Source organism: Paraburkholderia sp. BR10141, assembly GCF_056155635.1.
The window spans coordinates 15357-30310 of sequence record NZ_JBMIQH010000046.1 but is presented as its reverse complement, the minus strand read 5'-3'; the positions used below and the strand labels follow the sequence as shown (position 1 = coordinate 30310).

Genomic DNA, 14954 nt, shown 5'->3' with positions numbered 1-14954 from the left:
GTACAGCACAGAAGAATAGCGAATCCATCGTATGTCGTGGGTGCCGGGCTCGCTCGAACGGCGGCGCTATGCGCAGCGGCCCGCCTCTGCACGAACCGCGCGGCACATTTAGCTCCCCATTGCGGGATCGCTGACACTGTCCGCCCCCGTTTCGACCCGCCCTGCAAATCGGCGGGTTACGCCGTTCTCGGCGGCGAGCGTAAAGTCATACCAGCCATTCGATGACGTCACCGACCAGTACGGCTCGACCTGCATGCCTGGCGGAACCGCGTAGGTCCACGGACCATCGCTCCGGTACGCGTTCGATGTGACAGTCGTATTGGTGGCGACGCTGCCTGTGTTCATGATGGTCAGATAAACGGCGTTGTTGCCCGTGTCATAGCATACGCGAACCTCAGGATTGGGCCCGCTTTTCGCTTTGGTAACGTTGCCGGTGAACTGGCGGTGCAGGCCGTTCGGGCCGAGCACCCAAAGATCATAGGCGCCCGCATCCGCAGCGGCTGGCGTCCAGACATCCGAAAGCTCCTTGCCGGCTTCCACCGTGTAGCGGTGAGGTGGTTTGTCGAGATGCAGCTTGTCGTAGACGTGAAAGACAGCGCCCGCGCTTCCGGTGTTGCTGAAGATGAGCCACACGTTGCCGTTCTTCGTGTCGACATTGGCGCTGGTGTGCAGCTGATACGGCAGGGCACGCGACGGACGCGCCATTAGCGACTGCTTTGGCATCGTCTGGCTCGCGACCGAAGGCACCGGCACCGCGCCGAGCGCGCTTTGCTGCGCACTCTGGGCATCGGCGGCGGATTTGGTCGGTGCGGGGAGCGGCGCGACGGCCGTATCGTTTGGATTACTGAAGTTGAAGCAGGAGGTCAGGTCGCCGAATACTGCGCGACGCCACGGGCTGATGTTCGTTTCGCGCACGCCGAATCGCTGTTCGAGGAAGCGCAGCACCGAGGTATGGTCGAAGACCTGAGAGTTGACGAAGCCGCCCGTGCTCCACGGCGACACGACGAACATCGGCACCCGCGGGCCGGGTCCGTATGGCTGGCCGTCCGGTGCGAGCGGTGAAGAGTCGCCCGGCGGATTGGGAAGGGTGAAATATTCGTATTGCGTCGTGACCGTCGACTTGCCGGCATAAGTGCCGTTGCCATTCGGGGAAGGCGGGTTGGGCGCAGGCATATGGTCGAAGAAGCAGTCGTTCTCGTCGTAGTTCACGAAGAGCACGGTCTTGCTCCAGACATCGGGGTTAGCCGTGAGCGTGTCGAGCAGTAACTGGAGGTAGTAAGCGCCCTGGCCTGGGGTAGACGATCCAGGGTGCTCGCTATACGCCCCCGGCGAAACGATCCAACTCACCTGCGGCATTTGTCCCGCAGCGATGTCGTTGGCGAGGGCCTGCAGGAATCCGCCATCGGGCATCGTGTTGCCGATGCCCTTATAGAGCGGCGAAAGCGCCTCCATTGCCGGTGTGTAGGGTGCGTTCGGCGAACCGGAAATGGTTTCGTTGACCTTGCGAAACACTGCGAAGCCAGCGAGCGGGTTGTCACCGTAGTTATCGGGCTGGTTCTCGTAGACCTTCCAGCTCACCCCCGCGGCTTGCAGACGCTCAGCGTAGGTGGTCCATGTCAGGCCCGTCGCCGACGGGCCGAGGCCGTCCCATCCATTGTTGTTGACGACCGCATAGTTAGAGCCGGTGGGGCCGTTCGTGCCGGTCCACATGAAGATGCGGTTCGAGTTGGTGCCGCCGTGCAGCGAGCAGTGGTACGCGTCGCAGATCGTGAAGGCGTTCGCGAGGGCGAAGTGAAAGGGGAGGTCGGCGGACTGCAGATAGCCCATCGATACGTCGCCCTTCGATTTCGGCCATTGCGTCATGCGGCCGTTATCCCAGGCGCTGTGCGTGTCGGTCCACGAATGCGCGCCACCCGCAAGCAGCGCGTTGCCTTTGGTGCTGTCCAGATAGAACGGTAGCACGGTGCGGCTGCCGTCGTTCTGCTGCCAGACAGTAGAGCCGCCCGGCTGTGGGATCGTGAAGCGGTCGGCGAAGCCGCGCACGCCAGGTAGCGTGCCGAAATAATGATCGAAAGAGCGGTTCTCCTGCATGAAGATCACGACGTGCTGCACGTCGTTGATCGTGCCGGTCGTGTTATTCGCGGGAATGGCGAGCGCGCGCCGGATGGCGGGCGGGAACACGCTGAACGTCGCGCCGGCCGCCGCGGCGCGCAGGAATTGACGGCGATCCAATGAAGTCATGATGTGGTGGGTTTTCTTCTACGTTGTTTTCGAGCGCAGCCGCGCGCTACGAGGGCCGAACCGAGGGGCACGCACAGGCGCTTTGCGTGCAGCGCGAACCGTGCGTCGGGCCTGCGCTGGGCACGCCTTGCGCGCGGTTCGCGTGACGTTCAAGGCGCGCAGTTCAACTGCGTGTTGAGCAGCGGCTGCGAGGCGGCCACGCCAAGGGCCGCGTAGCTGCCCGAGGCGGGCGCCGCCACGATCGCGACCGGCGCGCTTGCGCCACCCGCACCCGCGGCCGCAACCGCTCGCGCGGAAGACCCGCCGTTCGAACCGGGGCCGCAGGCCGCGAGCAGCGTGCACAGCAGCCCGGTGAGCAGCGCACCTAAGGCGCTGCGGTGCAGGTGCTGTGCGCCGTGCATTGCGGGAAAGCTATTCGCATTCATCGAGGAGTCTCTTACGGGAGAAGGGTGGAGAGCGGCTTGCCCGAAGCGAAGACCGTCTTCAGTTCAGCCTCAGTGACGGTGCGGTTCCAGAGCGCGAGGTCGCTGAACGACTGCACATCCGGGGGCGTAGCCGCGCACTTGCCAGGCGTGTAGGGCGGGGTGTCCTTGCACGCGTTCATGTAGTACTGGCCTGTGCCGTCCTCGTTGAGGCCGAAAGCGCCGAGGCCCGGCAGCTTCGACGCGGTCACCGTGACCGAGGCCGTGTACTTCTCTTCGCCGAGCACGGGATCAAACACGTAGCCCGTCATGGTCTTGCCGACCGTGTCGATTGTGAATGCTACGTAGGCCCACTTGTTCGCGGTGATGGTCGCAGTGCTCATGTCGTTGCGCGTAGTCCCGTCGCCGATATTGAAGCGCACGTTACAACTCGTGCCAGAACCCGGGAACAGCGCGATCGTGATACCGGGGTTGCCCCCCGAGTAGTAGTTTTTGTTCGAGAAGATTGGCGTGCCGTTGCCCGTGAGATTCTGGCAAGACGTCATGACCCAGAAGCCCATGGTGAACTGCGGCTGTTTCGTCACGTCGTTGTTCTGCACGAGCTTGTAGCCGTCGTACCCATTCGTGTCGACAATGTTCGTATCCACCTTGAGACCCTGGCCGCCAAACGGATCTGGCGTAAGCGAGCCGCCGTTCGCATCCGCCGCCCAGGGGCCGAGCGTGCTGGCCGCCATCTTGTCGGCGGCTGGCAGCGCGCCGAATGCATAGTATGTCGAGAGGCCGTTGGTCAGCGTCGTCGCGAGAGCGGGGGGCGGGGGCGGAGGGGGTGCCACATACTCGATCTGGATCAGCGACGCGAGCGGCGCATTGCCCGCGGCCACCACGTAGTTGAACGTATAGGCGCCGGTCGTGCTGACGCCGAGCTGGCTGTCTGTGTACGTCGTCGTGCCTGCAGGGAGCGTGGCGATCTGCTGGCCGTTGCGTAGCACCGAGATCGCGCCGCTCGAAGGCGGGGTCCAACTGAGCACCGTACTCGCATTGTCGCTGCCGGTGACACCGATGAGCTGCGACACCGGCTGCTGGCCGACCAGTTCGCCGCCATCGAGTGCGTACGTCACCGCGCTCGGCAGCGCACCCCAATAGGCGAGCAGCGTGGGCGTGATGTCTGCAATGCTGGCGCGGGTATATAGGTCCGCGAGCGAGGTGGGGGCGGCCGGATTGGTGAGGCGCCCGTTGGGTTGCTGGTTGATGCCGATGAAGCTCGTCGACTCCGGCGCGAGGGGCAGGGCGTCGGTGCCACCCGCGGCATTGAGGCCGTGGCTGGTTGTCACGAGCACGAGCCAATTCTCCCCGCTGCGTTGCGACACGTCGCCGACGAGCGTGCCGACGGCACTGTCGAGTTGCGCGAGCGTGGCTGAATAATTCGACGAGTTGAGGCCCCAGTTGAGAGCGGCGTCTTCGGCGGAGTGATACTGGGCGACGACGAGCGAGTAGCCGTTGTCGATCATGCTCTTGCCTTGAGTCGTCACGCAGCTGTCGACTGAGGCGCAGTTGACCACGGTGTCGATGTAGCCGGCGTTCTGGTCGGGCGTCAGGATCGAGGCGAAACCGGGCGAATCGACGGCTGCACCCAACTTGCCCGCACCCGCGGACTTCAATATTGAGAATACGGTGGGCGCGTGCAGCGCCTGTTTTGGCGCGTCGGATTCGATCTGATGGCGGTCGGCCCAGGAGCCGGTCACGATCGTGGCCCAGCCGGGCATATCGAGATTCGGTTGCTGGCTGAGCGTGCTGTTCACGCCGCCACTATAGGCAGGCGCAATGTTCAGCTTCGCGAGGTTCGGCAGAGTGCCGCCCGCGATGCCTGCAGTGAGGGCGCTATAGGTTACGCCGTCGAGCTCGATCACGAGCATCTTGTTGAGCGTGCCGCTGGCTGTGCCCGATGATCCGATCGCCGCGTCGCCTGAAAAGGTCCGGTTTGCCGCCGATTGCGTGCCCCCACCGCAACCGCCGAGCGCTGTGACGAGTGCGAGACCACATGCGGCGTATACGAATGCCTGTCTTGTCATGGTTATCCCCCTGCAAAGATTCGCCGGTGTATCCAGCGATTGAGGGCGATATTAGGCAGCAGGCAAGACGCCTATATTGCGTTCTGCGAAAGATCCCCGATTCACGTATCGGTTTTTTTTATGGGGAGGCCGATGGTCTCGGCCAACGTCGCCATGAATGTGGTGATGAGACGCGCGCCCGAACGGCTGCGCAGGTGGTAAAGATATTCGTATACGGCAGGGCATTCCGGCTCGATGGACACGGAAACGAGCGCTGAGCCAAGGGGCACCTCGCCCGCGGGCATCAGGGCGCAGCCGAGGCCGAGGCGGATCGCTTCACAGATCGCTTCGCGGCTGCCGATCTCGATGAGCGCGCGAGGCTCCACGCGGCGCTGCCCAAGCGCGGCCTCCGTTGCGGCGCGCGTGCACGAGCCCTGTTCGCGCAGCAGCAGCGTTTCGGCCGCGAGCACGTTCAAGTCGACGTTGCGCTGCCCCGCAAGCGGATGGCGAGGTTCGACGACGAGTACGAGCCGATCACTCGCGATGCGATGCAACTCGAGGCTCGCGTCGTCCACGTAATGGGATGAGACCGCGATATCGACGCGATGCTCCGCGAGCGCGTCGAGCACGGCTTGCGAATTGCCGATCTCGATGCCGATCTGGACGTGAGGATAGCGGCGACGAAATGCGGCGATGGTCGGCAGGACGTAGTAGGGGCCGGTGGTCCCGAGCCGGAAGCTGCCCGCGAACAACTCGCACTCGTTGCGCAGTACGAAGTCGATGTCGCTCTCCGCCTGCGTCATCCGGTCAATGAACGGCATGAGCGCCGCGCCGGTCTTCGTCACGTCAAGGCGGCTGCCGCGTCGATGAAAGAGTTGCACGCTGTACCGTTGCTCGAGCTGCTGGATGCGCGCTGTGACGGTGGGCTGACTTATCCCCAGCCGTCGCGCGGCAGCCGTGACGCTGCCCTGTCGAACCGTTTCGTAGAATGCAGCAAGCAAAGGAGCGAGCATTTTCTGTTTTCCCAGACATTATCCGGCGGAGGGGATGTAGCATGTGGGGTGACCGCACACCACCGGTGCAGTCCCACGTTCGTGAGATACGTAAGGACTGGAAGCTTTATCCGGGGCACGCGCTACCGAGTTATGAAGTCATTTCCTTGCGGTAGCGATTTACCGTTCGAGATACGGGGCGGGCAGCACCGGCGAACGCCAGTACGTCGTCCAATCCCATGAAATTGTCCGGCAATTCTTCGATTTGCTCGATCGGTGGGCTATATTGCGACCATGCGTTCGCTTAATCGCTCGGCAAATGCCGGCGGGGTGTATTCCGAGCGGTCCACGTAGATGTAATCTCTCATTCGGTCGTCGACATTCTGAACGATTTCCATGGCGTCGCCAAGGCAGCTATCGAGCGGCTCCGCGTTTCTCGCTTTGAGCAAAGCTGTTGCCTTTCAGCAAAAGCCGTTAAATAAGGCCACTCAGCAACCGCTTAGTTCTATGCGTCGAAGCAGTCTTTAAAATCCATATGCGATCAAGGTCGCCGGATGTATAGCGCCGCGACGCAGCACAACCTACCCTCAACCAATCTCAACCACAACCTTGCTAGCCGCACTCCCGTCGGCGACAGCCTCATAAGCCCGCTCGGTGTCGTTCAGCGAGAAGCGCCGCGAATCCACCCGCGGCTTAAGCTGCCCCGCCTCGACAAGCCGCGTAGCCTCACCAAGCATCTCACCGTGATGCCCACGGTTCTCCCCACTCAAAAGGGGATAAAGCGTAAACACCCCCGAATAAGTCGCCTCACGAAACGACAGCGGCGCGAGCGCATGCGTGCCCCACCCAAGCGCGCTCACCACGTGCCCAAAATGCTTGACCGCGACAAACGAAGCATCGAGCGTCTTGCCACCCACCGTGTCCACCACGAGATCAAACCCGGCACCTGCCGTATGAGCTTGAACGTACTGCTCGACGCTCAGCGCGCCGTAATCGATAGGCGTCGCACCCAGTTGCGAAATCACATCGGCATTGCGCGTGCTCCCCGTCGCGAAGACAGTCGCATCAAGCACGCGCGCAATCTGCACGGCCACGTGGCCGACGCCACCCGCGCCGCCCTGAACGAGCACGCTCTGACCCGCCGCCAGGTGTGCGCGATCGACGATGCCCGACCACGCCGTGATGAACGCAAGCGGCAACGCGGCGGCTTCGCGCATCGAAAGATTCGCGGGCTTGCGCGCGAGGAGGTCCGCGTCGACGGCAGCGTACTCGGCCAGCGAACCTTGGATGCCGCCCACGCCGCCCGTCATGCCGTACACCTCGTCGCCGGGCGCGAAACGCGTGACGCCCGCGCCGACCGCTTCCACCACGCCTGCCATGTCGATGCCGGGCACGAGCGGCAGCGGATGCTTCGCATGATCGGCCTTCCCCGCACGAATCTTGACGTCGAGCGGATTGAGGCCCGCAGCATGAACGCGCACGAGCACCTGGCCCGTTTGCGGTTCCGGGCGATCGAGCGTGGTCAGTTCGAGCGGACCATCGTACTGGCTGAGGACGAGTGCTTTCATTGTTAGTGTGTGTGCCGTTGCGAATTGAAATGGTTAGCCACGCGAGATTCGCTCAGCCCTTGTGATTCAGCTGCGAGGCAGCGTCTCGCAAAGCCGTGCGCAAGCCTTCTTCGACCACCGGGTGATAGAACGGCATCGCCAGCATGTCGTCCACGCTCAATCCCATCTGCACGCTCCACGCGAGCAGGTGCCCGATATGTTCCGCCGCCGGCCCGAGCCATTCCGCACCCACGAAGCGCCGCGTCGCACGCTCCACGTACACGTGGCCCAAGCCGTGGTTCTTGAGCATCACGCGGCTGCGCCCCTGATCTTCGAAGCTCACGGCGCCCGTCACGAAGCGGCCTTCCACCAGTTCCCGATGTGACTTGCCAACCATGGCGATCTGCGGATCGGAAAACACGACTGCTAGCGGTGCGCGGCGCGCAACGGGTTCGACTTCGGGAAAGCGAGCCGCATTGCGGCCCGCGGCGCGGCCCTCGTCGGCGGCTTCGTGCAGCAGCGGCAGCACGTCGTTCGCGTCGCCGGCCAAAAACACCGGCGCGGTGCCGACTTGCAGCGTAGCCGCGTCGAAACGCGGCACGCCGTGCGCGTCGAGTTCGAGCGAGGTGTCTGCGAGGCCCAGCTTCGCCACGTTGGGGTTCCGGCCCGTTGCTGCCAGGACGTAATCAAACGTTGCTTCGGACTGCGTGCCATCCGCACGGGCATAGCGCAGCGTCACGCCCGCGTCGCTGCGCGTAGCCGATACCACACGTCCCTGCGTCTCGAACTGCATTTCTGCGCCGAACACGCGGTGTGCTTCGCTGATCAGACGCGGGTCCGTGAGCGGTCCCACGCTGCCGTGCGAGCCGCCGTACAACGTCACGCGCACGCCGAGCCGCGCAAGCGCCTGGCCGAGTTCCAGACCGATTACGCCCGCACCGACCACCGCCACGCTGCGCGGCAAGTCCTCCCACGCGAACACGTCGTCGTTGACGATCAGCCGCTCACCTAGTCCGGCGAGCGACTCGGGTACCGTGGGCGTCGAGCCCGTGGCGATCACGACGCTCTTTGCGCGCACCTGTATATGCTCGCCAACCTGGAGGAGCCCGTCGTCGATGAAGCGGGCGTGCCCGACCAGGCGGTCCGCTTCGGGCAGGGCGAGCGTGCTGTCAACAACGAACCCAACGAACCGGTCCCGCTCGCTGCGCACGCGCTTCATCACAGCCCGGCCGTCGATCTCCATACCGAGCGGATTCACGCCGAAACGCGGCGCCATCGTTACCGCGTGCGCCGCCTCGGCCGCCGCGATCAGCAGCTTCGAGGGCATACAGCCCACGCGCGCGCACGTTGTGCCGTAAGCGCCGCCTTCAATGATGATCGCGCTTGCACCTTCCGCCTTCGCGGCGCGGTAAGCGGAGAGTCCGGCCGTGCCGGCGCCGATGATGGCGACATCCGTTCGCAGGGTTTGCATCGTGTTTCCTCGAGGGGTTCATGCATTCGTTTCCATGACCCAGTCTAGGAGGTCCACACACGCGGGTGAATGTCGGCGCTGCTCAAGTTCATGCCCGATCGTCTCACGGGCGGCCGGGCGCGGGCCGCCGGTCAACCGGGCATGTGCTGCGCGAGCCAGTCGATCAACACGCGCACCTTCGGCGGTAAAAACCGGTTGGGCGGATAGAGCATCCACACCGGGCCGCTGTACGCACGGGGCTCCAGCGACCACTCGGGCAGCACACGCACGAGCAGGCCGTCGCGCAGAGCATCCGCCGCGGCGAATTCGGGCAGGCTCGCAATGCCCCAGTCCGCGAGCGCCGCATCGCGCCGCGCGCCCACGTCGTTGGCGATATAGCGGCCCTTCACCTCGACGGTATGCGTCTGTGTGCCGCGCCGGAAGGTCCAGCGGTTGTCGTCGGGCGTTTCGCCGAGATAGAGGCAGTCGTGGCGGGCGAGGTCCTTCGGGTGCTTCGGCGTGCCGTGCGCGCGCAGATAGCCGGTGGACGCGCACGGCATCCACTGCAGCGTGCCGAGCCCGCGCGCCGCGAGCCCCGGCGGCGGCGTGGGCGTCGGGCGAATCACGATGTCGACGCTGTCTCGTACCGGATCGACGTCGCGGTCGGTAAAGATGAGCTGCACCGCGACCTCCTCATACGCGCGCAGGAAGCCGGAAATCAGCGGATGAATGACGCTTTGCGCAAACGAAATCGGCGCGCTGATGCTGACGCGGCCATGCGGGCGGTCGGTGAGGCGGCTGGCGGCTTGCGCCGCGCTGGCGGCGGCTTCGACCATGTCCGTACAGTGACGGTAGACTTCGGCGCCGGATTCCGTGAGCCGCAGGCTGCGCGTGGAGCGCTCCAGCAGGCGCGTGCCGAGCGCGCGTTCGAGCCGCTGCATCTGGCGGCTCACCGTGGAAGGGGTGCTGCCGAGCTGGCGGGCCGCGACCGAGAAATTACCGGCGTCGACCACGCGGGCGAAGGTGGCCAGATCGGGGAGCAGGGGCAGGAGGTCAGCGGGATTCATGGCAGTCAGGGTTAAGTCATCATCTGTGCATCCAGAGCATAAATGATGTTCCGTCGAAGTGGATTATCGCCGGGAAGTCATTGCCGGACAATGTGCCCGTTCCCCGCCAATCTGCACGCTCGTTCCCCATGAATGCCCTGACCCGTTCGTCCCGCACCGTCGATCTATTGCTTGTTGCTGTCGCGCTTATCTGGGGCACGAGCTATGGCGTGGTGAAAGGTGCGCTGCTTGTCTATCCGGTGCTGGGTCTGCTCGCGCTGCGCTTTGGCATCACCTTCGTGCTGCTGTCGCCCGCGTTACGCGGTCTGCGTCATGTGACGTGGCGCGAGCAGATCGGCGTGATCGGCGCAGGACTCCTGCTGCTCGGCATCTTTCTGGCCGAGACGTTTGGCGTGTCGCTCACGAACGCCTCGAACGCAGCGTTTCTCATCAGCCTGTGCGTAGTCCTCACGCCGCTCGTGGAGTGGGCGTGGCTCAAGCGCGCGCCGCGGCCGGTGGAATGGGCGGCGGCTGGCGTGTCGCTGTTTGGCGCGCTGCTCCTGACGGGCGGCCATGTGGCGGCGAGCCCCGGCGATCTGCTGGTCGTGCTGGCCGCGCTGCTGCGCGCATTGACGACCTGCGCGGTCAAGCGCGTGATGAAGTCGGGTGCCGTGCCGCCGCTCACGGTGACGGCGGTCCAGTCCGCCGTCGTTTCGATCGGCTGCGCCGCGCTCGCGTTGACTGTTGCGCCCGAACAGTGGCGGCCGTTGCCGCCCTGGCAGGGGCACGGCGTGTTCTGGGGCAGCGTGATCTATCTCGTGGCGGGCTGCACGCTGTTCGCCTTCTTCGTGCAGAACTACGCCGTGAGCCGCAGCAGCCCCACGCGCGTGGCGTTGCTCATGAGCAGCGAGCCGGTCTTCGGCGCGCTCTTTGCATGCGTGTGGCTTGGCGAGCGGCTTACTTTGGCCGCGTGGATCGGCGGCATGCTGATCGTTGCCGCTTCGCTTTTCGCGCTCAAGCGCGAACCGCAGGCCGAAGCGCAGATAGAAGCGCAGGACGCCGTGAAAGCGTAGGCCGCGCCCACATCCGCAAAGCTGATATGCAATTGCGAATTAACTGGTAGGGGATCGGGACGCAGGCTGTTCCAATGGGCGTTTGGACCTTCGATGCCGCAGGAGCGAGCCTTACGATGGCGAAAACGAACAAACCCATTTTGCTCAACGCGTTCAACATGAATTGCGTGGGACACATCAATCACGGGCTGTGGACGCACCCGCGCGACCGCTCGACCGACTACCGCACGCTCGCGTACTGGACGAATCTCGCGCGTACGCTGGAGCGCGGGCTCTTCGACGGGCTTTTTCTCGCCGATATCGTGGGCGTCTACGATGTCTATCAGCGCAACGTGGACGTGACGCTGCGCGAGTCGATCCAGTTGCCGGTGAACGACCCCACGCTCGTCGTGCCGGCCATGGCCGCCGTGACCGAGCATCTCGGCTTTGGCGTGACGGTGAACCTCACATACGAGCAGCCTTATTTGCTGGCGCGGCGCTTTTCGACGCTCGATCACCTCACGCAGGGCCGCATCGGCTGGAACATCGTGACGGGCTATCTGGACAGCGCGGCGCGCGCCATGGGACTCGAGCAGCAACTGCCGCACGACGAGCGCTACGACCGGGCGGACGAATACCTGGAAGTCCTCTACAAACTCTGGGAGGGCAGCTGGGAAGCGGACGCCGTGCGGCGCGACAAGGCCGCGCGTGTTTTCGCCGATCCCGCGAAGCTGCATCGCGTGGAGCATGCGGGACGTTACTACCGCGTGGACGGTTATCACCTGGCGGAACCTTCGCCGCAGCGCACGCCGGTGCTGTTCCAGGCGGGCAGTTCGGGGCGCGGGCAGCGCTTCGCGGCGCGTCACGCGGAATGCGTGTTCATTTCGCCGCCAAGCCGCGCCGCCGCGCGCGAGACAGTGCGCGCGTTGCGCGAACAATTGGTGCAAGCGGGGCGCCGGCCCGACGATGTGAAGGTCTTCGTCGGCGTGGCGGTGGTGCCGGGCTCCACTGAGCGCGAAGCGCGCGAGAAGTATGCCGACTACCGGCAATATGCGAGCCGTGAAGCGGGGTTGGCGCATTTCGCGTCGAGCACGGGTGTCGATTATTCGCAATACGATCTGGACGCGCCCGTGGATTATGCGCCGGGCAATGCGATCGAATCCGCCACGCGGACGGCGAAGCAACACGGCTGGACGCGGCGCAAGCTGCTGGAGATGTTCGAGCTGGGTGGGCGCTATCCGGCGATTGTCGGCAGCGCTTCGCAGGTGGCGGATGAACTGCAGGCGTGGATTGACGAGGCGGATGTGGATGGGTTCAACCTGAGCCGCACGGTCGTGCCCGAGAGCTACGAGGATTTCGTGGATCTCGTCGTGCCGGAGTTGCAGGCGCGTGGGCGGTATAAGACGGCGTATGCGCCGGGGACGTTGCGGGAGAAGTTGTTTGGGGGGGAGGCTACCTTGCCGCAGCGGCATGCTGGGGCGGGGTATCGGTGGGGGACTGAAGTGGTTTGAATGGGATTTAATGGGAGAGGCCAAAGCGCCGGGGAGCCGCGAATAAAAAGCATCACGGCGCCCCGCGGCAAACCCCACCCACTCCCTTACTGCTGCGGCGCCCCCTGCCAGGCAGGCAACGTAGCCCCGTGATACACAGCAATAATCTCCGACGCCACATTAGGCTGCTGATAGCTCTCCACAAGCGCACGCACCCAACCCGCGTTAGCGTCCTTCTCATTCACGGCAATGAAGTTGCGATAAGGATTGCCAGTCACCTTCTCCTGAGCAATCCGCTCCTGCGGAATCTTGATGCCGGATTTGACGGCCCAGTCCGTATTGACAACGGCCGCATCCAGATCGCCAATCGCGCGCCCGACGATACCCGAATCAAGTTCCTTGATATGGATATTCTTAGGATTCTTCGCGATGTCGCGTGCGGTCGGCAGCAGGCCGACGTCCTCGCGCAACGTAATGAGTCCCTGTGCCTGGAGCAGCAGCAGCGAGCGGCCTTCGTTGCTCGGATCGTTCGGCACGCCAATGGTCGCGCCCTGCGGCAGGTCCGCCACTGACTTCACCTTGCGCGAATACAGCCCGATAGGCTGCACGTAGGTAAAGCCGACCGGCACGATCTTGTAGCCGCGCGCCTTGATCTGCGCGTCCAGATACGGCTTGTGCTGGAACGAATTGGCGTCGAGGTCGTGGCTGGAAAGCGCTTCGTTGGGCTGCGTGTATTCGGAGAACGTGGTCACCTTGATCGTGAGGCCGCGCTTCGCGGCGTTGGCGGCCACCACGCGCCATACGTCCTCGTCTTCACCCGACATGATGCCAACGCGCAACGTCTGATCTGCCGCGTGCGCGAGCGTCGCGCCCCCAATACTTACGCCCAGCGCGAGCGAAGCCAGCATCGCGCCCAGCAAGGTTCTTTTCTTCATAAAATCCATTATTCGAAGAGTTGTGGATAGGGCGATGCTAGAGAGCGCGCGGCAAGCGGACAACCAATTTTGGGAGGATTGCTTAGCTATATTCGTCGTTTTGCGGCACGCAGCGACGTGGCTAGGATGCAGCGATTCCATTCCTCACGCGAGTCTCGTTCCATGTCCACTCTCGCCGTTCCCGCTTCGGAACTCGTCGAAGCCACCGGGCAAGCGCAAGCCCCGCAACATGCCGTGATCCGCTCCGCTCAGGACGTCTCCCGTATCGTCAACGCCGGCGCAGCGCAGGGCAGCAACGCGCGTATCGTGATCGCGATCGCACTGGGCGGTGTGTTTCTCGATGCCTACGATCTCACCTCGCTCGCCTATGGCATCAAGGATATCGCACGCGAATTCTCGCTATCGCCAGTGCAAGTCGGCTTCGTTTCGGCGGCCATTACGTTCGGCGCGATTCTCGGCGCCCTGTTCGGCGGCTATCTCACGGACCGCATCGGGCGCTACCGCGTATTCATGGCCGACATGCTGTTCTTCGTGGTGGCCGCAATCGCGGCCGGGCTCGCGCCCAACGCCTGGGTGCTGGGCGGCGCACGCTTTCTCATGGGCTTCGGGGTGGGGCTCGATCTGCCGGTCGCCATGGCGTTTCTCGCCGAGTTCTCGCGCGTGGCGGGCAAGGGCAACAAGGCGGCCAGCGTGGCGGCGTGGTGCCCCGCGTGGTACGCGGCCACGAGCACCTGCTATCTGCTCATTCTCGGCCTCTATGCGATCCTGCCCGAGCATCAGCTCGGCTGGCTTTGGCGCATCACGCTCGCGTTCGGCGCGGTGCCGGCGCTCGTCATCATTGCGGTGCGTAGCCGCTATATCAGCGAGTCGCCCGTGTGGGCCGCGAATCAGGGCGATCTGGAAGGCGCGGCGCGCATTCTCAAGCGCTCGTATGGCGTCGATGCCGTGGTCGAGCGCGGCGAAGCGCCCACGCGAGCGCCGCGTGCCGCTTCATGGCGCAACTACGGCGTGCTTTTCAACGCCACGTATCGTCGCCGCACGATTCTTGCCGCAACGATCGGCGCGGCGTCTTCTTTCGGTTACAACGCGATCATTTTCGGCCTGCCCGTGATCATCGCGAGCTTTTTCCAGCAGGGTCCGCTCACGACCATCGTTGCTTCGCTCACGCTGAACCTGTTGTTCGCTTTCGTTGGCGGGTTGATCGGCGTGCGTACCGCGCCCACCGTCGGCGCGTGGAAAATGACCGTGCTCGGTCACACGCTGCAGTTCGTCTCGCTCATCGGTCTTGCGCTGATCGGCCATCCGGGGAGCGCCTTTTTCGTTGTGGTCGCCATTCTGCTGCTAGGCGGCTATCTGTTCGGGCAGGGCTTCGGCCCCGGTTCGCATTGCATGACCTATGCATCGCTCAGTTATCCGACCTCGCTGCGCGGCATTGGCGTGGGTTTCAATCAGACGCTCGTGCGCTCCGCTTCCACGGTGTCGCTATTCCTGTTTCCCGTGCTCGCCGCGGCGCTCGGCACGAAGGTCTTCTGGGTGATCGCCATCGCGCCGCTCGCTTCGCTGCTCGTGCTGCTCGCGATCCGGTGGGAGCCCTCGGGCTACGACATCGATAGTGAGGATTATGCGGATGAACGCGAAGAAGCTGCAATTGGAGCATAAGCAAAGAGGAATAAGTCATTTTCGTTTCGAACATGCGCATTCCATACTGAGTGCGGGGCGCGTGCTTCGGGA

General features: G+C 64.0%; 11 protein-coding genes. 3 read left to right on the top strand and 8 right to left on the bottom strand.

Features of this window, described 5'->3' with window-relative positions; all coding sequences use genetic code 11:
• Positions 1-108: 108 nt before the first annotated feature.
• The 7 genes from ACOJB8_RS36605 to ACOJB8_RS36575 all read right to left on the bottom strand — a co-directional run bounded on the left by ACOJB8_RS36605 (position 109) and on the right by ACOJB8_RS36575 (position 9767).
• Positions 109-2241 (bottom strand): phosphocholine-specific phospholipase C, encoded by a 2133-nt coding sequence (locus ACOJB8_RS36605; protein ID WP_342948676.1) that lies wholly within the window; start codon positions 2239-2241, stop codon positions 109-111.
• A gap of 149 nt (positions 2242-2390) precedes the next feature.
• On the bottom strand, positions 2391-2666 hold the full coding sequence (locus ACOJB8_RS36600; RefSeq protein ID WP_342948677.1) for a hypothetical protein: 276 nt from the start codon (positions 2664-2666) through the stop codon (positions 2391-2393).
• Positions 2667-2677: 11 nt separating this feature from the next.
• Positions 2678-4732: a LamG-like jellyroll fold domain-containing protein gene (locus ACOJB8_RS36595; protein ID WP_342948678.1), complete on the bottom strand. Its 2055-nt coding sequence runs from the start codon at positions 4730-4732 to the stop codon at positions 2678-2680.
• Between the two features lie 101 nt (positions 4733-4833).
• Positions 4834-5724, bottom strand: a complete 891-nt coding sequence (locus ACOJB8_RS36590) for a LysR substrate-binding domain-containing protein (protein WP_342948679.1) — start codon at positions 5722-5724, stop codon at positions 4834-4836.
• 566 nt (positions 5725-6290) lie between these two features.
• Positions 6291-7271 (bottom strand): zinc-dependent alcohol dehydrogenase family protein, encoded by a 981-nt coding sequence (locus ACOJB8_RS36585; RefSeq protein WP_475017048.1) that lies wholly within the window; start codon positions 7269-7271, stop codon positions 6291-6293.
• A 52-nt stretch (positions 7272-7323) separates the two neighbouring features.
• Positions 7324-8721 carry a dihydrolipoyl dehydrogenase gene (locus ACOJB8_RS36580; RefSeq protein ID WP_475017047.1) on the bottom strand — a complete coding sequence of 466 codons (1398 nt, stop codon included), beginning with the start codon at positions 8719-8721 and terminating at the stop codon, positions 7324-7326.
• Between the two features lie 131 nt (positions 8722-8852).
• Complete coding sequence (locus tag ACOJB8_RS36575) at positions 8853-9767, bottom strand: LysR family transcriptional regulator (protein ID WP_342948681.1); 915 nt, start codon at positions 9765-9767, stop codon at positions 8853-8855.
• A gap of 128 nt (positions 9768-9895) precedes the next feature.
• Here ACOJB8_RS36575 and ACOJB8_RS36570 point away from each other — a divergent pair, with 128 nt between their 5' ends.
• Complete coding sequence (locus ACOJB8_RS36570; protein ID WP_475017044.1) at positions 9896-10819, top strand: DMT family transporter; 924 nt, start codon at positions 9896-9898, stop codon at positions 10817-10819.
• A 116-nt stretch (positions 10820-10935) separates the two neighbouring features.
• The gene (locus tag ACOJB8_RS36565) at positions 10936-12309 is read left to right on the top strand and encodes an LLM class flavin-dependent oxidoreductase (protein WP_069263300.1); all 1374 of its coding nucleotides are present in this window, start codon (positions 10936-10938) and stop codon (positions 12307-12309) included.
• Positions 12310-12395: 86 nt separating this feature from the next.
• Here ACOJB8_RS36565 and ACOJB8_RS36560 read toward each other — a convergent pair whose 3' ends face one another.
• Complete coding sequence (locus ACOJB8_RS36560; protein WP_254318700.1) at positions 12396-13196, bottom strand: MetQ/NlpA family lipoprotein; 801 nt, start codon at positions 13194-13196, stop codon at positions 12396-12398.
• 189 nt (positions 13197-13385) lie between these two features.
• Between ACOJB8_RS36560 and ACOJB8_RS36555 the strand changes: the two genes are divergently transcribed.
• The gene (locus ACOJB8_RS36555; RefSeq protein WP_475017042.1) at positions 13386-14882 is read left to right on the top strand and encodes an MFS transporter; all 1497 of its coding nucleotides are present in this window, start codon (positions 13386-13388) and stop codon (positions 14880-14882) included.
• The last annotated feature ends 72 nt before the right edge of the window (positions 14883-14954 follow it).